The organism is Streptococcus sp. 29896, assembly GCF_032594915.1.
GTDB lineage: Bacteria > Bacillota > Bacilli > Lactobacillales > Streptococcaceae > Streptococcus > Streptococcus suivaginalis.
This window is the reverse complement of sequence record NZ_CP118733.1, coordinates 530,981-552,826: the sequence shown is the minus strand read 5'-3', so window position 1 is coordinate 552,826 and position 21,846 is coordinate 530,981. Positions and strand designations below refer to the sequence as shown.

General features: G+C 44.5%; 20 protein-coding genes. 2 read left to right on the top strand and 18 right to left on the bottom strand.

Features of this window, described 5'->3' with window-relative positions; all coding sequences use genetic code 11:
* Positions 1–39: 39 nt before the first annotated feature.
* The 5 genes from PXH68_RS02610 to metK form a co-directional block, all read right to left on the bottom strand.
* The gene (locus PXH68_RS02610) at positions 40–900 is read right to left on the bottom strand and encodes a methionyl aminopeptidase (RefSeq protein WP_205031672.1); all 861 of its coding nucleotides are present in this window, start codon (positions 898–900) and stop codon (positions 40–42) included.
* On the bottom strand, positions 887–1,474 hold the full coding sequence (locus PXH68_RS02605; RefSeq protein ID WP_248028306.1) for a GNAT family N-acetyltransferase: 588 nt from the start codon (positions 1,472–1,474) through the stop codon (positions 887–889). Before PXH68_RS02605 ends, PXH68_RS02610 begins: the two co-directional genes overlap by 14 nt.
* A 51-nt stretch (positions 1,475–1,525) precedes the next feature.
* Positions 1,526–2,785, bottom strand: coding sequence for a UDP-N-acetylglucosamine 1-carboxyvinyltransferase (locus PXH68_RS02600; RefSeq protein ID WP_158455409.1), 1,260 nt, complete (start codon positions 2,783–2,785; stop codon positions 1,526–1,528).
* 118 nt (positions 2,786–2,903) lie between these two features.
* Positions 2,904–3,500 (bottom strand): NAD(P)H-dependent oxidoreductase, encoded by a 597-nt coding sequence (locus tag PXH68_RS02595; protein ID WP_398582974.1) that lies wholly within the window; start codon positions 3,498–3,500, stop codon positions 2,904–2,906.
* Between the two features lie 34 nt (positions 3,501–3,534).
* On the bottom strand, positions 3,535–4,728 hold the full coding sequence (gene metK / locus PXH68_RS02590; RefSeq protein WP_248028308.1) for a methionine adenosyltransferase: 1,194 nt from the start codon (positions 4,726–4,728) through the stop codon (positions 3,535–3,537).
* A 594-nt stretch (positions 4,729–5,322) separates the two neighbouring features.
* On the opposite strand from metK, the gene PXH68_RS02585 reads away from it, so the two are divergent.
* On the top strand, positions 5,323–8,805 hold the full coding sequence (locus tag PXH68_RS02585; RefSeq protein WP_248028309.1) for a GBS Bsp-like repeat-containing protein: 3,483 nt from the start codon (positions 5,323–5,325) through the stop codon (positions 8,803–8,805).
* Between the two features lie 39 nt (positions 8,806–8,844).
* Here PXH68_RS02585 and PXH68_RS02580 read toward each other — a convergent pair whose 3' ends face one another.
* From PXH68_RS02580 to PXH68_RS02570, 3 genes are read right to left on the bottom strand one after another with little or no spacing between them, the layout of a single operon-like run.
* Positions 8,845–9,312 (bottom strand): deoxycytidylate deaminase, encoded by a 468-nt coding sequence (locus PXH68_RS02580; RefSeq protein WP_158455415.1) that lies wholly within the window; start codon positions 9,310–9,312, stop codon positions 8,845–8,847.
* A 10-nt stretch (positions 9,313–9,322) separates the two neighbouring features.
* Positions 9,323–10,078 (bottom strand): hypothetical protein, encoded by a 756-nt coding sequence (locus tag PXH68_RS02575; RefSeq protein ID WP_248028310.1) that lies wholly within the window; start codon positions 10,076–10,078, stop codon positions 9,323–9,325.
* An 8-nt stretch (positions 10,079–10,086) separates the two neighbouring features.
* Entirely contained in the window at positions 10,087–11,121 is a 1,035-nt protein-coding gene (locus tag PXH68_RS02570) for a M42 family metallopeptidase (RefSeq protein ID WP_248028311.1), read from the bottom strand.
* Positions 11,122–11,186: 65 nt separating this feature from the next.
* Here PXH68_RS02570 and birA point away from each other — a divergent pair, with 65 nt between their 5' ends.
* Positions 11,187–12,122: a bifunctional biotin--[acetyl-CoA-carboxylase] ligase/biotin operon repressor BirA gene (gene birA, locus PXH68_RS02565; RefSeq protein ID WP_248028312.1), complete on the top strand. Its 936-nt coding sequence runs from the start codon at positions 11,187–11,189 to the stop codon at positions 12,120–12,122.
* On the opposite strand, the gene PXH68_RS02560 is transcribed toward birA, so the two are convergent.
* The 10 genes from PXH68_RS02560 to udk all read right to left on the bottom strand — a co-directional run bounded on the left by PXH68_RS02560 (position 12,103) and on the right by udk (position 21,778).
* Positions 12,103–12,297 (bottom strand): DUF3272 family protein, encoded by a 195-nt coding sequence (locus tag PXH68_RS02560; protein WP_158455423.1) that lies wholly within the window; start codon positions 12,295–12,297, stop codon positions 12,103–12,105. The two genes, birA and PXH68_RS02560, sit on opposite strands and share 20 nt — an antisense overlap.
* 905 nt (positions 12,298–13,202) lie before the next feature.
* Entirely contained in the window at positions 13,203–14,873 is a 1,671-nt protein-coding gene (dnaX, locus tag PXH68_RS02555) for a DNA polymerase III subunit gamma/tau (protein WP_248028314.1), read from the bottom strand.
* Entirely contained in the window at positions 14,873–15,370 is a 498-nt protein-coding gene (locus PXH68_RS02550) for a GAF domain-containing protein (RefSeq protein WP_248028315.1), read from the bottom strand. Before PXH68_RS02550 ends, dnaX begins: the two co-directional genes overlap by 1 nt.
* A gap of 89 nt (positions 15,371–15,459) precedes the next feature.
* Positions 15,460–16,062, bottom strand: a complete 603-nt coding sequence (leuD, locus tag PXH68_RS02545; protein WP_248028316.1) for a 3-isopropylmalate dehydratase small subunit — start codon at positions 16,060–16,062, stop codon at positions 15,460–15,462.
* 2 nt (positions 16,063–16,064) lie between these two features.
* Positions 16,065–17,453 (bottom strand): 3-isopropylmalate dehydratase large subunit, encoded by a 1,389-nt coding sequence (leuC, locus tag PXH68_RS02540; protein ID WP_248028317.1) that lies wholly within the window; start codon positions 17,451–17,453, stop codon positions 16,065–16,067.
* A gap of 4 nt (positions 17,454–17,457) precedes the next feature.
* Entirely contained in the window at positions 17,458–17,727 is a 270-nt protein-coding gene (locus tag PXH68_RS02535; protein ID WP_248028318.1) for a DUF1294 domain-containing protein, read from the bottom strand.
* Positions 17,724–18,761, bottom strand: coding sequence for a 3-isopropylmalate dehydrogenase (leuB, locus tag PXH68_RS02530; RefSeq protein ID WP_248028319.1), 1,038 nt, complete (start codon positions 18,759–18,761; stop codon positions 17,724–17,726). The genes PXH68_RS02535 and leuB overlap by 4 nt, the downstream gene beginning before the upstream one ends.
* 9 nt (positions 18,762–18,770) lie before the next feature.
* Complete coding sequence (locus PXH68_RS02525) at positions 18,771–20,330, bottom strand: 2-isopropylmalate synthase (RefSeq protein ID WP_248028320.1); 1,560 nt, start codon at positions 20,328–20,330, stop codon at positions 18,771–18,773.
* 277 nt (positions 20,331–20,607) lie between these two features.
* Positions 20,608–21,147 carry a PadR family transcriptional regulator gene (locus PXH68_RS02520; protein WP_248028321.1) on the bottom strand — a complete coding sequence of 180 codons (540 nt, stop codon included), beginning with the start codon at positions 21,145–21,147 and terminating at the stop codon, positions 20,608–20,610.
* A 1-nt stretch (position 21,148) separates the two neighbouring features.
* Positions 21,149–21,778: a uridine kinase gene (gene udk, locus PXH68_RS02515; protein ID WP_248028322.1), complete on the bottom strand. Its 630-nt coding sequence runs from the start codon at positions 21,776–21,778 to the stop codon at positions 21,149–21,151.
* Positions 21,779–21,846 lie beyond the last annotated feature (68 nt).

Genomic DNA, 21,846 nt, shown 5'->3' with positions numbered 1-21,846 from the left:
TTCCTCCTTTCAATTGCATTTCAACTCAATTACTCTTCGTTAGTAGCTACCTTCTTCTCCTTGGCTGGTCAAAATAACTGGTCCATCCTTGGTAATGACAAATTGGTGTTCGTACTGGCAAGACAAGCCACCATCAAGCGTCTTATGAGCCCAACCTGTCTTCATATCGGTATCGATTTCCCAAGTACCTGTGTTAATCATTGGCTCGATGGTCAAAACCATGCCCTCACGCAAGCGAAGTCCACGGCCTTTTGTTCCGTAGTGAGGAACCATTGGCTCTTCGTGGAAAGTTGGACCAACTCCATGACCGACTAAGTCACGAACAACACCATAACCAAGTCCTTCGGCATATTCTTGGATAGCCGCACCGATATCACCGATACGATTGCCAACAACTGCTTGCTCAATACCGCGATATAAGCATTCCTTGGTTACATCCATCAATTTTTGCACTTCTTCAGAAACCTGACCTACTGCATAGGCCCAACAAGAATCCGCACAACCACCACGATAGGTTTGGGTGATTTTCTTCATAGCCTTGACATCATTAAAATTGAGCTTAGACACGTCAACAACTGATTTGTCCAATGGCTCACTGAGAACCATATCGACCTTGAGCAAATCCCCTTCTTTCAGTTTGTAATGACGTGGGAAGGCATGGGCCACTTCATCGTTGAGCCCACAACAAGTTGCATATGGATAGTCCATCAACTCACCATCAACACCAATTTGAAGAGGCAGGACGTTTTTCTCTTTACAGGTTTTGCGGACATATTCTTCTACTTCCCACATGTCCACACCTGGTTTAATCAGGTCACGCAAACCAATATGGATACCCGCTAGCACATCACCAGCACGGTTCATTGCATCAATTTCTCGTTGTGATTTAATGGTAATCATCTTTTTCCTCTATTTCTTCTGTCAGTTGCTGATAGCTAGTCTGGCTTAAGCCAAACAAGCAATACTTGCGCACCTTATGACTATAACGGTCGCTTCCCTTATAGGAACGAATGAGTTGAAAGCCCACGCGTTTGGCAACGGCCTGGCTGGCTCGGTTCTCTTCATGAGTAACCAGCGCCAATTCTCTCAATTGCAAGGAGTTAAAAGCTAGAAAGACCAACGTTTTAAGGGCTTCTGTCATCAACCCCTTTCCTCTGAAGTCTTTCCTTAGCAAATAGCCTATTTCAGCCTGGCGACTGCCTTCTTGGATTTTTTCAAACCGAATCATCCCAATTAAGCACCCTTTTTCCTTGTCTTCCATCCCCCAGACTCCAAGAGGAGCTTGCATCCCCTCACGAACAAGGGCCTCTGTAGCTTCTTCCTTATCAAGAATAGCTGGAAATACAAAGGCCAGATTTTCAGGGTCCGAAACCAGCTGATAAAAATCCTCAACATCCGAAAATCGCAAGGGACGAAGATAGAGGCGCGGAGTCTCCATCTCTGCAAAGGCTGCAAGTTCTTTCCAAATTGTCATCTTCTACCTAAGAGGCTGGACCAGAGTCCAGCCTCATTTTTTTTGCCTGACTTAGTCTTCAATCAACTGGATATCCGCACCTAAGTCTTGTAATTTTTCAATAATGTTTGAATACCCACGCAGGATAAATTCGATATTGGTGATCTCTGTTTGACCTTCAGCCATCAAGCCAGCAATGACCATAGCAGCACCAGCACGCAAATCAGTTGCCTTCACAGATGCTCCCTTCAGTTGGTTTGGGCCTTGATAGGCAATATGGTTGCTGCGTGTACGGATATCTGCTCCCATCCGTGCCAACTCTTGCACGTGACCAACCCGTTTTTCATAAATGGTATCTGTAATACTGCCACTGCCCTCTGCTTTCAAAAGAAGCGGCGTCAGAGGCTGTTGTAGGTCTGTCGCAAAACCAGGGTATGGTGCAGTTTTCACGCTAACAGCTTTCAGTTTCTCTTGTTTTTCAACAAAGATACTATCTTCAGAAATCGTCATCCGTACACCCATCGCTTCCAACTTGGCAATAAAGCTTTCCAAGTGTTCGTAAAGCACATTGTCAATCTGGATGCCTTCTCCGACAGCGGCAGCCAAGGCAATATAGGTTCCTGCTTCAATCCGGTCTGGAATTACCTGATGGCGAGTACCATGAAGACTATCCACACCTTCGATGGTAATCACATCTGTACCAGCACCACGAATATGAGCTCCCATGTTATTCAAAAGAGTTGCCACATCAATGATTTCTGGCTCACGCGCAGCATTTTCAATGACCGTACGGCCTTCTGCTTTTACAGCTGCCAAAATCGTATTTATAGTTGCTCCAACACTGACAACATCCATGAAGATATGGGCTCCATGAATACGACTACCGTTGGTCGAGAGGCGCATATTAGTGCCTTCATAGGTTACCTCTGCTCCCATGGCTTCGAAGGCTTTCAAATGCAAATCAATCGGACGAGGGCCGAGATCACATCCTCCTGGCAAGCCGACAACGGCTTGACCATAACGACCTAAGAGCGAACCGTAGAAATAATAGGAAGCGCGTAGGCTATTGATTTTACCGAAAGGCATAGGCATGTCTTTCACACCACGAGGATCGATTTCAAGAGTTTCACCATCACGCTTGACACTTGCCCCCATGGTTTCCATAATATCAATCAAACTATCCACATCCGAGATAGCCGGAACACCATCTAGAGTGACAATACCATCTGCTAGAATAATGGCTGGAATCAAGGCAACAACTGAGTTTTTAGCTCCACTCACCGTTACATTTCCTTTTAAGGTACGACCACCATTGATAACAATCTTTCTCATACTTTCGAATCACTTTCCTGTTTTTGCCCAAAAGGGCATACATTTCATTTTATCATAATAAAACTGATTAAGCTAGGTTAATGCATAAAAAGGCAACGTTTCCATTGCCTTTTTCTTTTTATATGATGGATTTAATCACTTTTTCAGCATGCTGAAGATAGGTTTCCAGTTGGTCACGCTCCAAATAAGGAACCCGACCATAGAAGATATGGTCCAAAACCTGACAGTCATTACTATTAAATAGCCAATCGGATGTCAAGGTCCTCATGGCTTGATCAATAGGCGTCAAACTGCCATCTTCATTTTGAGGTTGACCTGTCGGTGTGAAAAAGAGGGCCTTTTTCTGGGCAAAGCGTTTGCGGGGTTCATCCGATTCAAAGCTATAAGCAAAGCCGTGTTGAAAGACACGATCAATGTAGCCTTTCATAATAGCTGGCATGCCATTCCACCATGATGGGAAAATATAGATCAGCAGATCGCTTTCTTCAATCAAGTCCATTTCAATCTGGACGTCTGCTGGGTAGGTATCTGACTGTCGAACAAAGCGTCCTTCTTCGATATGGATGGTATCTGGTCCCATCAAAATGGGATTAAACTCCAAAGCATATAAGTCGCGAACAGTCACTTCTGCTCCACCTTTTCTCAAAGCCCCTTCAACTCGTTTCACCAAGGAATGAGTGAAGCTTTCTTTTCGCGGATGTGCAAATACTATCAAGGCCTTCATCTTTTCACTCCTACTGCCCTATCTCTTAAGCCTGAATGGCTGCTAGCAATTGATCCACCTTGTCCAATTTCTCCCATGGCAAATCAATATCGGTACGTCCCATGTGTCCATAGGCTGCAGTTTGCTTGTAAATCGGACGTTTGAGGTCCAACATTTGAATAATACCAGCTGGGCGCAAATCGAAAATCTGACGAACAGCTGCTTCTAATTTGCTCTCAGCCACTGTACTTGTACCAAATGTATCAATACGAACTGAAACTGGATGAGCAACACCGATAGCGTAAGCCAATTGAACTTCCGCCTTTTTAGCCAAACCAGCTGCGACGATATTTTTTGCGATGTAGCGTGCCGCATAAGATGCAGAACGGTCCACTTTGGTCGCATCCTTACCAGAGAAGGCACCGCCACCATGACGAGAATAACCACCATAGGTATCAACGATGATCTTACGACCTGTCAAACCAGAGTCCCCTTGAGGTCCACCAATAACAAAGCGACCAGTTGGGTTGATAAAGTAGTTGGTTTGATCATCCAGATAATGAGCTGGAATGATTTCCTTGATCACACGTTCAATGACATCCTGACGAATTTGCTCCTGGCTAACTTCTGGATCATGCTGAGTCGAAATAACAACTGTATCCACACGAACAGGTTGATTGTCTTCATCGTATTCAACTGTTACCTGTGACTTAGCATCTGGACGGAGATAAGCAATTTCACCAGATTTTCTCAACTCGGCCAAACGACGCACCAATTTGTGACTAAGTGAAATTGGCAACGGCATAAGTTCAGGCGTTTCATCTACTGCAAAACCAAACATGAGCCCCTGGTCACCTGCACCAATCAAATCCAATGGGTCTTGACTAGCATCTTGACGAGTTTCCAAAGCTTCATTGACGCCTTGAGCAATATCTGGCGATTGCTCTACAAGTGACGGATGAACCCCAACCGACTCAGCTGAAAAACCATACTCACCTTTTGTATAGCCGATCTCCGCAATCGTATCACGTACCACACGGTTAATATCCACATAGGCAGTGGTCGAAATCTCTCCAAAGACATGAACACTACCTGTATAAACAGCCGTCTCTGCCGCTACGTGCGCATCTGGATCCTCTGCTAAAATAGCGTCCAAAATAGCATCTGAAATCTGGTCTGCAATCTTATCCGGATGACCCTCCGAAACAGATTCAGACGTAAACAACTTACGTTCTGACATAAAAATGTCCCCCTTAAAATAGAATATATGCTAGAAACCTAGCGGGTTACTAAGGTTACAAAGAACTAGTCAAAGACTAGTTCTTTGCGAAAGACTCCTGTCTTGAGCAAAGGGAAATCCTATTTGCGAAAGACTCCTGTCTTGAGCAAAGGAAAATCCTATTTGCGAAAGACTCCTGTCTTGAGCAAAGGGAAATCCTATTTGCGAAAGACTCCTGTCTTAAGCAAAGGAAAATCCTATTTGCGAAAGACTCCTGTCTTGAATAAAGGAAAATTTCCAGATACTCAACGAGAAAGACAATACCAGACTGTATGAAATTAGCCTTATTTAAAGAAAATGGTTACTGAAGTGTGGTAAAGTTTTTACACTTACTACGATGTTACCAGCTTCTTTAATTGTGTTTCAAGTATTTCTGCAAATATTAACTAGTCTATAAACTACCTTTTCGGGACTTAATAACTCTTCTAGTATAGCATACTCCTTTCATTCCTACTATGCATTTAGCGAAGATATTTTAAAAAAACTTATAATATTCCTAGAAAAAAAGCCTATTTTCTATTATAATGGTTTCAATACATTTTTTAGGGGAGTGTTATGAAAGTAAAAAACGCTATTTTCCTCGCTAGTAGCTCACTAGCCCTTTTTACGAGTCCACTCGTTGCAGCTGATCAGACCAGTCAAACACTTCAGTCTGTTGAAAATGCAGCCATTTCTGTAACTGTTTCGAGCCAACAAACAGCAGACACTGTTCAATTGAGCTTATCAGGACCTAGTGATGGCAGCTTGACCAACCTTGCAACACGCTTGGTGTCAACGGATGGTCAGTCAATCCCTGTCAGCTTTAGCTTAGATGTCAGTGGTTTGTATATCGCACAAGTCAGCACCAGCAAATTGACAGCGAGCGAATGGCTACTTTATGCAACTGCAACTGACCAGCAAGGACAGACACTTTCCTTCCAACCAGCTGCCATTTCAATTCAATTGAACCAACCACTTGCTAGCTCTGAAGCAACAAGTACTGAAACTACAGCCGATCCTTCAACGGGAACTAACACTTCTACGACAACAGCTTCTCAAACCGCTGCAATAACAAATGCAACGACTCCATCTTCGAGTACAACAGTGGCAAGTGTTAGCAAGTCAACTGCAACTGCCGTCACCGACGGCAAAAGTTCATCAACTGCAACTAGTACAAGTCAACTTCGCACTGCTGCTCAAGCTCGTGTCACCAGTTCAACCGCAACAAGCACGTCAGCTGCAAAGCCAAGCGCTAGTGTATCCATTGAAAATCTTGACCAAACCAAGGCTCAATTTGATGTGGTTGTAAAAAATGTCGTGAGTCCGAACGGGATCAAGACCATTCGAGTGCCTGTCTGGTCTGCTGAAAATGGCCAAGATGACATCATTTGGTACCCAGTAACAGATCAGGGAAATGGCACCTACCGCGTAACGGTTCAAGCCAAAAACCACAAGAACTCCCTTGGTACCTATCTTGCCCATGTTTATGTGGTCCCTCAGACAGGTAATCTGGTATATGTCGGTGAAACTAAGACCGTCCTTGAAAAGCAATCTGCTAAAGGAACCATTGCAGTTTCAAGTCCTGATCCAACAACTGGTGCCTTCAAGGTACAAATCAACAATCTAGTCACACCAAACGGCATTCAGTCGGTATTCATTCCAACCTGGACAGATGCCAATGGCCAGGACGATATCGTTTGGTATCAAGCCACCAAGGCAACTGATGGTAGCTATTCTGTCGCCATTTCACCTAGCCAACACAAGTCTGAAGATGGCAAGTACATCATTCACGCTTATGTGAAGAATAGCCAAGGCAAGATGGAATTCATTGGTAGCCAAACTGCGACCATCAACCGACCAAAGCCAAGCGCTAGTGTATCCATTGAAAATCTTGACCAAACCAAGGCTCAATTTGATGTGGTTGTAAAAAATGTCGTGAGTCCGAATGGAATCAAGACCATTCGAGTGCCTGTCTGGTCTGCTGAAAATGGCCAAGATGACATCATTTGGTACCCAGTCACAGATCAAGGAAATGGCACCTACCGCGTAACGGTTCAAGCCAAAAACCACAAGAACTCCCTTGGTACCTATCATGCCCATGTTTATGTGGTCCCTCAGACAGGTAATCTGGTATATGTCGGTGAAACTAAGACCGTCCTTGAAAAGCAATCTGCTAAAGGAACCATTGCTGTTTCAAGTCTTGATCCAACAACTGGTGCCTTCAAGGTACAAATTAACAATCTAGTCACACCAAACGGCATTCAGTCGGTATTCATTCCAACCTGGACGGATGCCAATGGCCAGGACGATATCGTTTGGCATCAAGCCACCAAGGCAACTGACGGCAGCTATTCTGTCACCATTTCACCTAGCCAACACAAGTCTGAAGATGGCAAGTACATCATTCACGCTTATGTGAAGAATAGCCAAGGCAAGATGGAATTCATTGGTAGCCAAACTGCGACCATCAACCGACCAAAGCCAAGCGCTAGTGTATCCATTGAAAATCTGGACCAAACCAAGGCTCAATTTGATGTGGTTGTAAAAAATGTCGTGAGTCCGAATGGAATCAAGACCATTCGAGTGCCTGTCTGGTCTGCTGAAAATGGCCAAGATGACATCATTTGGTACCCAGTCACAGATCAAGGAAATGGCACCTACCGCGTAACGGTTCAAGCCAAAAACCACAAGAACTCCCTTGGTAACTATCATGCCCATGTTTATGTGGTCCCTCAGACAGGTAATCTGGTATATGTCGGTGAAACTAAGACCGTCCTTGAAAAGCAATCTGCTAAAGGAACCATTGCTGTTTCAAGTCTTGATCCAACAACTGGTGCCTTCAAGGTACAAATCAACAATCTAGTCACGCCAAACGGCATTCAGTCGGTATTCATTCCAACCTGGACGGATGCCAATGGCCAGGACGATATCGTTTGGCATCAAGCCACCAAGGCAACTGACGGCAGCTATTCTGTCACCATTTCACCTAGCCAACACAAGTCTGAAGATGGCAAGTACATCATTCACGCTTATGTGAAGAATAGTCAAGGCAAGATGGAATTCATTGGTAGCCAGTCAACAACTGTCAAACTACCAGCTATTAAAACAGCTGCATCCGTAGAAATTGCAAACCTCAATCACGAAAGAGGACAGTTTGATGTCATCGTATCCAATATCACAATTGCCAACGGTTTGAAAAAAGTTCAAGTTCCTGTTTGGTCTGGTATAGGTGGCCAGGACGATATCCAATGGTACGAAGCAAGCCTTCAAAGTGATGGAACCTATCTAGTAACTGTCCGAGCAAGCCAGCACAAGCACTCTGCTGGTAACTATCATGCCCATGTTTATCTGACAGATACTATTAATCAGCGAACCTTTGTTGGTGCTACTAGTATCGAATTAAACTACAAGCAGCAACCGTCACGGATTTTCATCGATGTAAGCAGTCACAATAATTACTTATCTGTAGCAGACTATCAGAAACTCTCTGCAAATGGAGTCGCTGGGGTTGTTGTGAAATTGACAGAAGGAACCAGTTATAAAAATCCATTTGCCCAATCTCAGGTCTCAAATGCATTAGCTGCTGGACTGAAAGTTTCAGTTTACCACTATTCTCACTTCACTTCAGCAAGCGATGCTCGCACTGAAGCAACTTATTTTGTTGAAGAAGCTCGAAGACTCGGTTTGCCAAACACAACCCTGATGGTCAATGATATTGAAGAATACAAGACTCGTGCAAATATCAATTCCAATATGAAGGAATGGGAAAAGAGAATGAGAGAGCTTGGCTTTACCAATACCATTCATTACACAGGGGCAAGTTGGTTAGATAAAAACTCACTTGGAATTGTGGGTCCTATTGACACTTCCTTATTTGGAGCAGAGAATTTTTGGGTCGCTCAGTATCCCTATATCAATGGAATGTCGCCAGAAACTGCTATTCAAATGAGCCTGCATTCACAGACTGCAGCTTGGCAGTTTACCTCAAAAGCAAAACTCCTACCTACTCATTCCAATTTCGATTTGAACCTAGACTACTCTGGACGCTTCACAAGATAATCGAACTAGACTCTATAAAAAAAGCCCATAGGGCTTTTTTTATATAAATTCTGCATCTTGAATTGCTTTTTTAACGGTTTCCAACGGTAAATGAACCAACTCACACTCTTTTTCCTTGTAAAGATACTGGGCGTAATCATCCATTCGGTATTCGTTTATATAGACGACACGTTGGCAACCAACCTGAAGCAATTGCTTAGAACAATTAAGGCAGGGAAAATGGGTCACATAGGCAGTAAAACCATGTGGAATGCCCCTTTCTGCTCCCTGCAAGATGGCATTGACTTCCGCATGTAAGGTCCTAGCACAATGACCATCAATCATAAGGCATTCCTGATCCAAGCAATGCTCTGTCCCTGAAACCGAGCCATTATAGCCGGTTGCCACAACCTTGTTGTCCTTGACCAAGACAGCACCGACTTTAGCACGTTTACAAGTCGCCCGATTGGCAATCAAGAGCGCCTGTGCCGCAAAATATTCATCCCAGGCTAAACGATTTGTTGACATGACTTACCTCCTAAAGTTTTTCACCTATAGTCGCATAAATCTCCGCCAAATCATGGCTAGTGATAATGCCTACTAAATCTTCTACTTCTTGGACAGTCCCATCCTTGCGCCGAGAAACCAGGACTGCCGCTTTTCGTGAACCTCCAACTGCTGTCACTTGTTCAATTAATTGGAACAGACTGGAGCTTGCGGGTAAGGTCAGAACACGCAGACTGGCTTCTTCACAAGCCAAGACTCTAGATAAGGGGGTCTTTTGTACCAATTCTTTCAAACTCGTTGACTCGTGAATGGACCTTGCCAACCAATTGCTGATTCCATTTTCAGATAGGAGCCCCTGATAACCTGTCTGTGAAAAAAGAGGGAATTTTGAAAAATGCTCTCGATCCACCACTTCCAAAGCCTGTGAGAGGGGCGTTGTTATTGAGAAACTGATGGGACGAGCCTTCTGGCTGGACGCCAAATAGTCCGCCAGAGTAACTGGTGTTTCATACTGGGCAATGACCTTTTCCAAGACAGCAATCAACTCTTGCGAAGGTTGGGCTACTTCTTTTAAACCAGTCCGTTTTTCATGGACCATGAGATTGCGGAGCTGTCTGGCAACATAGAGATTGTCCCAATTGGCTTGAACGGGATTAATTGGACTTAAGTCTTTGGCTTTGGCCAACATGGAGCCAACATCCGCATAATCTCCATCTGCAATACTACAAACTTTGCGCAAAACCTTGTCTAGATCATTATAGAGTTCTAAAAAGCGTTCTTCTTTCATATCCAACCTTACTTGACCAATTCAGATCGTAAATACGCATCTACCATCTTTTCAGTTGCCTCCACGGAATCAAGATGGGTCCGCTCGTAAGAATGGCTAGACTCGATTCCAGCCCCTAGAAGCGCATGCTTGACATCAGCTCCTGCTCGCATAGCTGCTGAAGCATCTGAGCCATAGTAAGGATAAATGTCCAGCTTATACGGGATTCCATCTCTTTCAGCCAAGGCTACCAAGTGTTGACGGAATTCATAATGATAAGGTCCTGACCCATCCTTGACGCAGATAGAGACCGTGTATTCGTCAGTTTGCTGATCATCTCCCATTGCCCCCATATCGACCGCCAGATACTCAACCACCTGAGTAGGAATGCTAGAGTTGGCACCGTAGCCAATCTCTTCATTATTGGAGAAATAGAAATGGGTGGTATAAGGAAGCTTGATTGCCTCTTCCTTGTAAACCTTCAAAAGATGAAGCAGGATAGCGGCAGAAACCTTGTCATCCAGATGACGACTCTTGATAAAGCCAGTTTCTGTCACAATGGTCCGTGGATCAAAGGAGATAAAGTCTCCGACTTCAATACCCAAGGCCCGCGTCTGATCTGCACTGGTCACCTTTTCGTCCAAACGAATTTCCATGTTGGTTTGATTTCGCTCGGCGGTGCTGGCATCTCGGTAGACATGGACTGAAGTTTGGTGCATCAAAATCGTACCTGTAAAGGTCTTACCATTCTTGGCACAATGAATTAAGCAGTTTTCTCCCTCAATAGAAGGGTATCCAAATCCTCCCACCAAATCCATTTTGAGTCGGCCATCTGGCTTGACTGCACGCACCATGGCCCCCAAAGTGTCCAGATGGGCAGTCAGCATCCGGTGCTCTTGGTCATTTTCACCCGGAACTGTCACCAAAACGCCTCCCTTGGCGGTCTTGACGACCTCATAGCCGAATCCTTCCACTTCTGCCTTGATGTAGTTCATAATGTCCGTCGTAAAGCCTGTCGGGGACGGGGTGTTGGTCAGTTTGACGATGTAATCAAGTGTCTTCATGAAAACCTCCTTATTTGTAATCTATTATAACATGTTTTATGGCATTTTTTTGCTATAATAGGGATATGAAAACCTACCAGAAGATTTATTTACTTTTAGAAGAAAGACAAGACTACATCAGTGGTGAGGATTTGGCCCAGGAATTAGGGATTTCACGGACTTCTGTCTGGAAGGCTATCCGCCAGCTGGAGATGCAGGGCTTAACCATTGAAGCTGCTCGCAACCGTGGCTATAAGTTGGTTGATGGGGATTTGCTTCTTCCTGTAGCCATTTCGGAGGAGTTGGGATTGCCCGTCTACTTTAAGGCGGACAGCGATTCAACTCAGCTGGATGCCAAAAATGGGATTGAGAACAACCACCCTAGTCCTGCCCTGTACTTGGCTCCTCATCAAAACAAGGCCAAGGGACGGTTTGGAAGGCCTTTTTATGCCTCCAAGTCAGGTGGTATCTACATGTCGCTCCGCCTTTCTCCAAACGTTCCCTTTCTTGCATTTAAGCCCTACACCATTCTAGCTGCAGCAGCCTTGATAAAAGCTATTATCCAACTGACAGGCTTGGATGTCCAGATCAAGTGGGTCAACGACATTTATTTAGGCAAGAAAAAAGTCGCTGGCATCCTGACCGAAGCTATCTCATCCATGGAAAGCCAGACCGTCACAGATGTGATCATCGGCGTTGGTATCAATGTCTTTATTGACGATTTTCCAAAAGAACTGCGCCGCACAGCTGGTAACCTCTTTGACCAAGAGCCAACTATTACCCGAAATCAACTCATCATCGCATTTTGGAAAGCCTTTTTTGAAACAGATGAAAAAGAACTCATAGCTCTCTATAAAGAAAAATCACTCGTCGTTGGTAGACAAGTGACATTTGTAGAAAATCAGGTGGAGTATAAGGGAACAGCCATAGCGGTGACTGACTCAGGCAATCTGGTCCTTCAACTAGAGGGCGGCCGCTCCAAAATCCTTTCTAGCGGTGAAATTAGTCTCCTTTCTTGGTAGTTTTTTCTACCAAATGGAGAAATTTCGTCACCTTGTAGGAAAAATAAAGATTGCGACCAACAAAGACAGCATAAATAGCAGCAAAAAGATAATCTCCTGCTAATAATGATGCATTCATAAAATAAGTCGCAAAAGCCGTCACTAGGGCTAAAAAAATAAACTGTGGAATTCTCATAGGACTAGTATAGCAAAAAATCAGCTCAAGGGCTGTTTTTTTGTTAGCCATGAAAACAATTTCAGAAAAAAACGTCAACTCGAACCACAAAAAATCACTAGCAATTGCCAGTGATTTCTAGGAGATTATGAAAAATATTTAGGATTGAATACAGTATAACCCAAATCCAGTCCCCCCACATCCGACTTAAGACGGATATTGCCTCGAGTCACAGAAAGTTTTAAAGAAATCTCCAACTTTTAAATCCATTTTGAAAGAAAAATTTAGACAAACAAGGTTGCTTCAACAGTCTGGGCAAAAAGCCCCTGACCACTTCTCAGAGTTCGTGTCAACCTCTCAGCGCAGTGGTTGATAAGCAGATTTGTTCATTTTTCACACTCCAAATCTGACCTCTACGACTGTCGCGAACAAGTTCGCCTCATCTCCAACCTCCAACAGTCACTACTCTGACTTAACGATTGATGCGAACTTTGTTCGCTCTATCTCCAACCTCCAAAGGTTCCCCAAACCTTTGGAGCTATACGGGGGCGGGAGTTCAAAAGGTCTGGGAGACCTTTTGAAGTATGAGATACAAGCTGACGATAGTCAGCTCACATAATTCAAAGTCTGGGGATAGACTGTTTCAGATCAACAACTCAAAACGAGAAATTGTTGACGAACTCTTTTTTAGACTAGTCGAGTTCTTTCCCACTCCCGTTGAAGGTGGGAAATTAAACGAACATAGTTCGCATCAATAAGGTCCCCCGGACCTACTTCGCTTTTATATTTTTGGGCGAAGGCTTCAACAGTCTGGGAGACTGTTGAAGGTGGAAAATAGAGCGAACATAGTTCGCATCAATAAGGTCCCCGGACCTACTTCGCTTTTATATTTTTGGGCGAAGGTTAAAAAGGTCCCCCGGACCTTTTTAATCATCTATAATTTCTGCCTGTTCTGCTAAGAAGCTAAATTCTTCTGGGATTGGGCTTTCTTCTTTTTGTTCTGCCTGTTCTGATCTTTGGCCTTTGGCTTTGAGGGAGAACTCAGCTCGAATGGTTTGCCATTCTTCCATAGCAATGGCTAGGATTTGTGGTGAAAAACCTGCTGCCTTGCTGAGAATATTCCCAAACATGGTATTGAGGTTGTCTCGCTTCATGGTCTGCTCTGCATTAAAGGAAGATTCAAAAGCTAGAATGGCATGGTTTTCATTGGCAGCGACCGGCTGGGAGCCTGTTAGGAGCGCCTTATCTGCACCTGCCAAACTTTCAATCACTTCTCCCCAGGCATTTTGCAGGCGGGTTAGATTTTCACGCGCCAGGGCTGGATTTTCCATGGCCTCTTGCAAAATGGCATGCACCTTTCCTGTATCTACTCTATACTTTTTGGCGGTTTGTGGCTTACGTGATACAGGTTTTACTGTCTGCGGTTGTGTGGAGAGTCGAGCAAGTTCCTGCTTAAGACTGGTCACTTCTTTTTGGAGCGACTGGATTTGCTCAACCAAGTCAGCTGGTAGCTCTGCCATTGCCCCCGAAACTGGACCTTCTTCTGCCAAGGCAATGGTCATCATCTCAGCGTAAATCTTGGGCTGGGGACTGGACTTGATGTCAGTTAGGGACTTGGTCACCTGGTCAATCATGCCGAAAATCCGCTGCTTGTCCAAGGCCAGGTTATCCAGGAATACAGGGCTAGTGTGGGTATTTTCCCCACCTGTCTGGACAATCAATAGGTCGCGAAGGTAGTGAAGGAGGTCTGTCGCAAAGCGGGTCATGCTCTTGCCGTTGTTGAAAATGGTAGTCAGATGGCTCAATGCTGCTACCGTATCAGCTTGCCGAAGGCTGGCTACATAGTCATCGAGGGCGCGCAGGCTGATTGATCCTGTGATTTCTTCTGCTATGTCCAGCGTGACTGACTCTTCTGCACTCAAGCTGAGTGCCTGATCAAGGATGGACAAGGCATCACGCATCCCCCCTTCTGCTCTTCGAGCAATCAAGGTCAAAGCCTGTTCATCGTAGGAAATGCCCTCCTTGTCCAAGATAGCCACCAAGTGTTGCTGAATATCCAAGACCTTTATAGACTTGAATTCAAAGCGCTGGACACGGGATAAAATGGTTGCTGGAATTTTATGTAGCTCGGTTGTCGCAAGGATAAAGACCACATTCTCCGTCGGCTCTTCCAAGGTTTTCAAGAGGGCATTGAAGGCCCCTGTTGATAGCATATGGACCTCGTCGATGATGTAAACCTTATACTTGGCGAGACTTGGGGCGTAGGTGGATTTGTCTCGAATATCACGAATTTCATCGACACCGTTATTTGAAGCCGCATCAATCTCAATAACGTCCTCCAAACTGCCCTCCGCAATGGCCTGACAGATGTAGCAGTCATTGCAAGGCTCGCCAGCCTCTTGATTAGGACAGTTCATAGCCTTTGCAAAAATCTTGGCCGCAGAGGTCTTACCCGTACCTCTTGGACCTGAAAAGAGGTAAGCATGGCTGATCTTATCCTGCTCAATAGCCTGTTTGAGCGTGGTCGCAACCACCTCCTGCCCTACCATTTCTCCGAAGGTCTGGCTACGGTATTTCCGATATAAAGCTTGGTACATTAGCGTTTTTCTCCAAACATAGCAAAGTTCCAGTCCGTCTTTTCAACCAGAAGCGCCACAAATTTCTCTAAGTATTCTTTGTCAATGGCATCATAATCGGCTACCAAACGAGAATCCAAGTCCAAAACGCCCAAAAGCTGGTCGTTTTTCGTCATGGGGACCACGATTTCAGACAAAGCTGCCGCATCGCAGGAGATGTAGTTGTCATGTAGACGAACATCGTCTACGAGAATAGTCTGGCCTTTAGCTGCCGACTCCCCGCAAACTCCCTTTCCAAGTGCAATGTGAACACAGGAAACGCCACCTTGGAATGGACCCAAAATCAATTCCTGACCGTCGTATAGGTAAAAACCTGTGAAAACAGAGTTGGGAAGAGCTTGATTAAGAAGAGCTGATGCATTGGACAGGTTGGCAAGAGCATTGGTTTCGCCTTCTAAAAGAGCCTCTAGTTGGGCAAGTAAAAGTTGATAGGTTGAGATTTTTTCTTGTTTAGTCATAGACACATTATAGCACATTTCCAGGCAAAATTGACCCCTTTCAGTACTAGCTGTCAATCAATTTCAATAGATAAGAAAAACACGTAAGCTTACGTGTTTCCTTCCTGCCAATATGATGGACGATTGCGCTCGTATTGGCTGATTAAATCCTCATACTGAAGGGTAATGCCAATATCATCCAGACCATTGATGAGTTTGTACTTCCATTCTTCCTCGATAGCAAATGCAAACTCCCCAACGGAGGTTATGATTTTTTGGTTGGGAAGATCGATTGTAATCTCCTCATCTGGCGCCAGCTGGGCCAGTCTCTGTCTAACCTCCCTCGGTTGAACAATAGGAAGCATACCATTGTTAAGCTCATTGTTGTAATGGATATCTCCAAAAGATCCCGCAATCACAACCTTGAAGCCATAGTCCGCCAAGGCCCAGGCAGCATGTTCACGAGAAGAACCCGCTCCAAAATTATCACCTGTGATGAGAATAGTTGCTTGTCGGTAGTCCTCTTTGTTGAAAATAAAATCAGGATTTTCAGTATACAGATGGTCTGTATAGCGCCAAGCATACATGAGATATTTGCCGAAGCCTTGCTTGTCAATCAACTTGAGAAATTGCTTGGGCAAAATCTGGTCTGTGTCGATATTGTCATTCATCAGAGGAACTGTCCTGCCCTTGTAAATAGTAAATGGCTCCATCTTTATCCTCCTACGATTTCTGTCATGGTGCGTACATCCACAAAACGCCCTGCTATCGATGCAGCAGCAGCCATGGCCGGACTACACAGGTGAGTTTTGGCGCCAAAACCTTGCCGATCTTCGAAATTTCGATTGCTGGTTGATGCACAGTGAACGCCGTCTGGGACCTTATCAGGGTTCATGCCTAGGCACATGGAACATCCTGGATCCCGCCATTCAAAACCGGCATCTAAAAAAATTTTATCCAGACCCAGCTTTTCTGCCGCCCTTTTAACAGGTCGAGATCCTGGAACTACAATGGCAGTCAGATTAGGGGCAATCTTTTTTCCTTTGACAAATCGTGCAGCTAACTCTAAGTCACTCAAGCGCGCATTGGTACAAGAGCCGATAAAGATATAGCCCAGCTCAATATCCGCTGCAGTTTGGCCCGGTTTGAGCCCCATATAGCCATAGGCCCGTTCATCATTCATATCTGTCACTTCTGGAAAGGCTTGGTCAAAGGCAACACCCATAGAAGGATTGGTTCCCCAAGTGACCATGGGTGCTAGCTTTGAAACATCCATCACAATGGTCTTATCATAGACTGCATCTTGATCCGAAACCAGGGTTTTCCAATCCGCAATCGCCGTCTCAATATCTTTGGGTGCATGCTCTGTTGCTCGGACATAATCAAAGGTTTTTTGATCTGGATTCATCATTCCAATCTTAGATCCGAACTCGATAGACATGTTGCAAATCGTCATCCGCTCTTCCATAGATAGGGCATCAACTGCCTCACCACGAAATTCAACTGCATAGCCAACTCCAACTCCCACACCGTATTGGGCAATCAAGGCAAGGATGTAATCCTTAGCATAGACACCTGACTGGGGCCTTCCGGTAAATTCAACCAGCAGTTTCTTAGGTTTGACTTGCCAAATGGTCTGTGTCGCAAAAACATGCTCAACTTCAGACGTTCCAATTCCAAATCCTAGGGCACCAAATGCACCGTGGGTTGCGGTATGGCTATCGCCACACACGATAAATTTTCCAGGCTGTGTCCGCCCTGATTCGGGGCCAACCATGTGGACAATTCCTTGATGTTCTGAGCCATGGGCTGCACAGTCAATGCCAAACTCTAAGACATTTTCAGCCAGCTTATCCATCTGGGCCTTTGAAATTGCATCTCGAATATCAAAAATATTGACAGTTGGAACATTGTGGTCAAAGGTTCCAAAGGTCAAATCTGGCCTCCGCACCTTTCTTCCAGCCTCCCGTAGCCCTTGAAAAGCCTGAGGACTCGTCACTTCATGGATATAATGTTGGTCCACATACATGAGCTGAGGTTGTCCTTCTTGCCCCGTAATCACATGCCGTTCCCAGACTTTATCTAAAATGGATTGTCCAGCCATCTAGCTACCTCCCTATCCAATAAACCACCAGAATATCAATCAAGACTCCGATTGCCCAAGCTAAGCGAAAATACACCTTTTGCGTCTTGTGGCGGAAATAAGTACCACCTCCCCAAGCCCCTAGCCCACCAAAGAAGTAGGCCATCAGTAACAAGGTCTTCTCTGAAATCCGATAGGCTTGCTTACGAGCACGGTGCTTATCTACACCGTAGGTTAGAAAAACAATGAAATTCCACAGACAAAGTGCCAAACTCATCATTTGTTGAATGGTCATAATTCGCTTATTATGGCGGCCAGCATCTCAGCTGTCGTCGCCTTTCCTCCTAAATCTTGTGTTCTAATGCCTTTTTCAAGGCTTCTTTCAACTGCTGATTCAATCACCTGTGCAGCTTCTTCCTGTCCCAACGATTCCCGTACCATCATAGCTACCGATAAAATCATGCTGATGGGATTGGCTATGCCTTTTCCAGCAATATCAGGTGCCGAACCATGGATAGGCTCGTAGAGACTTGGCCCATTTAGAGAATGAGAAGCCGAAGGCATAACTCCCAAGCTACCAGATAAGACACTGGCTTCATCGGACAGGATATCTCCAAATAAGTTTTCTGTCACAATGACATCAAATTGAGATGGACGAGTAATGAGCAACATGGCAGCACTATCAACCAACTGGTGCTCTACCTCCACATCTGGATAATCCTGAGCCAGCTCATCGACCACCTTGCGCCAGAGTTTTGATGTCGCCAAAACATTTTGCTTGTCAATACTGGTCAGCTTTTTTCTGCGTCTTTGCGCTGCTTCAAAGGCCAGTCTGACAATGGCTTTGATTTCTTCTCTTGTGTAGGAGTTGATATCAAACGCCTTGTCTTCCTCTAAGTGATGGGTACCAAAGTAGATTCCCCCAGTCAATTCTCTCACAACTAGAAAATCCACGCCAGTTAAAAGATTGGCTTTCAGGGGCGAACGATCAGACAAACTGTCAAAAAGTTTGACCGGCCGTAAATTGGCATAGAGTCCTAACTCCTTTCGCAAGGCCAACAAGCCTTGCTCTGGTCGAATAGTTGCCTGGTCATACTGGGGACCACCAATGGCTGCCAATAAAATTGCATCTGCAGACCGAACCGCTTCCAAGGTACTGTCAGGAAGAGGATGTTGGTAAACATCTATGGCTGCCCCTCCAAATAGATGGTGTTCAATTGTAAGATCCAATTGGAACCGCTCTGCGACCTCTTCAAGCACTGCTAAGCCAGCTGCCATAATTTCTGGTCCGATGCCATCACCAGCTAGTGCAATAATTTTCTTAGCCATCCTTTTCTCCTATCTAGGACTGTCTTTTTCAGACAAGTTTTTTACAAAGCCGCCTTCATTTTCCTTTTGAACCATGATATTGGCATGAATGTAAGCCTTAGCAGCTGCTTTCAATACATCAAAGTCGATTCCGTTGGCATTGAAAATCGTATCTGTTTGGATATTTTCAACAGAAACATTAACCGAAGCTTGGGCATCAATGCCATCCGTGATAGCATCGATATTGAAGGTATCCAAACGAACGGCATGATTGAAAAACTGATCAATAGCATTGAAAATCGCTTCGACGGACCCTTTTCCATCAGCAACCAGTTCAACACTTTCCTCTTCCTGGTTGACCATGATAACAGAGGCTGTAATGGTTTCATCCTTATGCGACGCCAATTTCAAGTCTGCAAAATGGAAGCCATCTACATTTTCAACCGTTACCCCCGCTACTAGAGCACGAATATCCGCATTGGTGATCTGCTGCTTTTTGTCCGCCAGATTTTTAAACTTGACAAAGAGAGTTTGCAGTTCCGCTTCATCGACGTCCAGTTGGAGTTCTTCCAATTTTTTGGCAAAAGCATGGCGACCAGAAAGTTTGCCCAAGGGGAGGGAGTTTGAAGTAAAACCAACCAGCTCTGGGGTAATAATTTCATAGGTCAATGGATTTTTCAAGACACCGTCTTGATGAATACCTGATTCGTGTGAGAAAGCATTGCCACCAACAACCGCCTTGTTCTTCGGAATAGAAAGACCTGAGAAACGTGATACCATCTCTGAGGTATTGACCGTTTCCGCCAATCGAATCGGGCTTCGGACATCATAAAAATCAGAACGAATTTCCAAAGCTACTGCCACCTCTTCCAAGGCAGCATTGCCTGCCCGCTCTCCGATACCATTGATAGTCCCTTCAATCCGACCTGCACCGTTTTTAATGGCTGAAAGCGTGTTGGCAACCGCCATCCCAAGGTCATTGTGGCAATGGGGACTGAAGCGAATGTCACGGTCGGATTTCACATGTTCAATCAAGTAACGAAAAATATAGCCGTACTCTTCCGGTGTCGTGAAACCAACAGTATCGGGAATATTGATGTAGCTTGCTCCTGCATCCACAGCTGTTTGCACTACCTCCAAAAGAAAGCCCAATTCTGTCCGCGTTGCATCCTCAGGTGAAAATTCGACCACCTCAAATTTCGAACGTGCATAGGTCACATGTTCCTTGATAGCTGCCAAAATCTCCTCCTTAGACTTTTTGAGTTTAAACTCACGGTGGATGGGGCTAGTTGCGATAAAGACATGAATTTGAGGAAATTTGGCATCTTTTAAAGCTTCATAGCAGGCATCAATATCCGACTTAACAGAGCGCGCCAAACCTGAGACAGCTGTCTTGGTCAAGACTTTTGCAATAGCTTGCACCGCCTCAAACGAGTCCGGACTGGCTGCTGGAAATCCTGCTTCAATGGCAGATACCCCCCATTTTTCCAGTTGTTTGGCGATGGCAATTTTTTCCTTGATGGTAAAATGAACACCTGGTGTCTGTTCGCCGTCTCGAAGACTGGTATCTAAAAATTCGATGGTACGCATACTAAACTCCTTTTCTCACGCCTAAAATAAAAACATCTCACTTGGAATCCAAGCGAGATGTGGTGCCCGCTTGGTAAGCCAAACAGGACTAATGCTTGTTAGCACTAGCCCTGGTCCCTCAACAACAAGTTTTGTTTGACTGCTGACATCATTGGCACTCTCCCTGAGATAGAATAGGTCTATTCTACTAAAAAGAAGATAGTTTGTCAAGAATTTTCTGTATTGTCTAAATTGTCAGAAAATGCAATACAAAGAAAAAGATTCAGGAATCTGAATCTCATTTCATTTTTAAGGTCTGTTTCAACCATTTGATTTGATCACGGTTTCGTGCAATGGCTCTGGTCAAGATGAGATAGTGACCATAGCGGTTTAACATGTCTTCCGGACTCGCAAAAAGATTGTTTTTTCGCTGCTCTAGGTGTTCCAAATGCTTATTGAGTAAGTCGATTTGGGCATGGATGAGTTTAGGAATGCGCTGGTCATCCTTGTCCTTGATAAAGAATAGCTTCAGGGTGAAAATATCCTTTTGTAAGGGCAATTCATGGTTGGGTTCTGACAACCAGTTTTCCAACATTTCCAATCCTAGTTCAGTAATTCCGTACTGTTTCTCTTTCTCGTTATTGGGAACGGGATGGCAAACAATCCAGCCATCTTCCGTCATCCGTTTGAGTTCTGGATAGACTTGACTATGGGCAACTTGCCAATACTCGCCAATTTCACGTTGGACATAATCAGTAATTTGTTTTCCAGTTACCTCTGCTTCCGACGTCGCAATGATGCCGAGAATGATATGAGGTAAAATCCGTTGCTTGGGCATTTTAACCACGCTCTCTTAGAATACTCTCTACCTTGGTATTGATTAAGTCAATGGCTACAATATTTGAAACCCCTTCAGGAATCACGATATCTGCATACCGCTTTGTCGGTTCAATAAATTGATGGTACATTGGTTTGACTACCGAGGTATATTGATCAATGATACTATCCAAACTACGGCCACGTTCTTCCATGTCTCTCTTAATACGACGAATAATGCGGATATCATCATCAGTATCTACAAAAATTTTGATATCCATCAAATCTCTCAACCGCTTGTCCTCTAAAACCAAGATTCCTTCAACGATGAAGACATCCTGAGGTTCTTGACGATAGGTCTTATCTGAACGAGTGTGTTGGGTATAGTCATAAATTGGAATGTCCACTGCTCGACCTGCTAAAAGTTCGCTGATATGATAAATCATCAAATCAGTGTCAAAAGCCAGCGGATGGTCATAATTGGTTTGTATTCTTTCTTCATGGGTCAAATGAGACTGATTCTTATAATAGGAATCGTGCTCAATCATACAAATACGAGCATCAGGGAAATTATTTAGGATGGCACGGGACACACTGGTCTTTCCTCCACCTGAACCACCAGTTACGCCAATAATAATGGGTTTTTGCTTCATTATCATCTCCTTTTCTTTTCAATATTATTTTAACATGAAACATGTTATAATGAAAAGAATAACACAAG

Bases quoted from the DNA above. Each gene is read 5' to 3' on its own strand.
- PXH68_RS02520 (WP_248028321.1), bottom strand. From the start codon at position 21,147: ATGCCCAAGCAACGGATTTTACCTCATATCATTCTCGGCATCATTGCG.
- birA (WP_248028312.1), top strand. From the start codon at position 11,187: ATGAAAACCTACCAGAAGATTTATTTACTTTTAGAAGAAAGACAAGAC.
- PXH68_RS02585 (WP_248028309.1), top strand. From the start codon at position 5,323: ATGAAAGTAAAAAACGCTATTTTCCTCGCTAGTAGCTCACTAGCCCTT.
- PXH68_RS02580 (WP_158455415.1), bottom strand. From the start codon at position 9,312: ATGTCAACAAATCGTTTAGCCTGGGATGAATATTTTGCGGCACAGGCG.
- PXH68_RS02535 (WP_248028318.1), bottom strand. From the start codon at position 17,727: ATGACCATTCAACAAATGATGAGTTTGGCACTTTGTCTGTGGAATTTC.
- dnaX (WP_248028314.1), bottom strand. From the start codon at position 14,873: ATGTACCAAGCTTTATATCGGAAATACCGTAGCCAGACCTTCGGAGAA.
- PXH68_RS02605 (WP_248028306.1), bottom strand. From the start codon at position 1,474: ATGACAATTTGGAAAGAACTTGCAGCCTTTGCAGAGATGGAGACTCCG.
- PXH68_RS02600 (WP_158455409.1), bottom strand. From the start codon at position 2,785: ATGAGAAAGATTGTTATCAATGGTGGTCGTACCTTAAAAGGAAATGTA.
- PXH68_RS02525 (WP_248028320.1), bottom strand. From the start codon at position 20,330: ATGCGTACCATCGAATTTTTAGATACCAGTCTTCGAGACGGCGAACAG.
- PXH68_RS02610 (WP_205031672.1), bottom strand. From the start codon at position 900: ATGATTACCATTAAATCACAACGAGAAATTGATGCAATGAACCGTGCT.
- PXH68_RS02575 (WP_248028310.1), bottom strand. From the start codon at position 10,078: ATGAAAGAAGAACGCTTTTTAGAACTCTATAATGATCTAGACAAGGTT.
- PXH68_RS02550 (WP_248028315.1), bottom strand. From the start codon at position 15,370: ATGACTAAACAAGAAAAAATCTCAACCTATCAACTTTTACTTGCCCAA.
- metK (WP_248028308.1), bottom strand. From the start codon at position 4,728: ATGTCAGAACGTAAGTTGTTTACGTCTGAATCTGTTTCGGAGGGTCAT.
- PXH68_RS02560 (WP_158455423.1), bottom strand. From the start codon at position 12,297: ATGAGAATTCCACAGTTTATTTTTTTAGCCCTAGTGACGGCTTTTGCG.
- leuD (WP_248028316.1), bottom strand. From the start codon at position 16,062: ATGGAGCCATTTACTATTTACAAGGGCAGGACAGTTCCTCTGATGAAT.
- leuC (WP_248028317.1), bottom strand. From the start codon at position 17,453: ATGGCTGGACAATCCATTTTAGATAAAGTCTGGGAACGGCATGTGATT.
- leuB (WP_248028319.1), bottom strand. From the start codon at position 18,761: ATGGCTAAGAAAATTATTGCACTAGCTGGTGATGGCATCGGACCAGAA.
- PXH68_RS02570 (WP_248028311.1), bottom strand. From the start codon at position 11,121: ATGAAGACACTTGATTACATCGTCAAACTGACCAACACCCCGTCCCCG.
- udk (WP_248028322.1), bottom strand. From the start codon at position 21,778: ATGAAGCAAAAACCCATTATTATTGGCGTAACTGGTGGTTCAGGTGGA.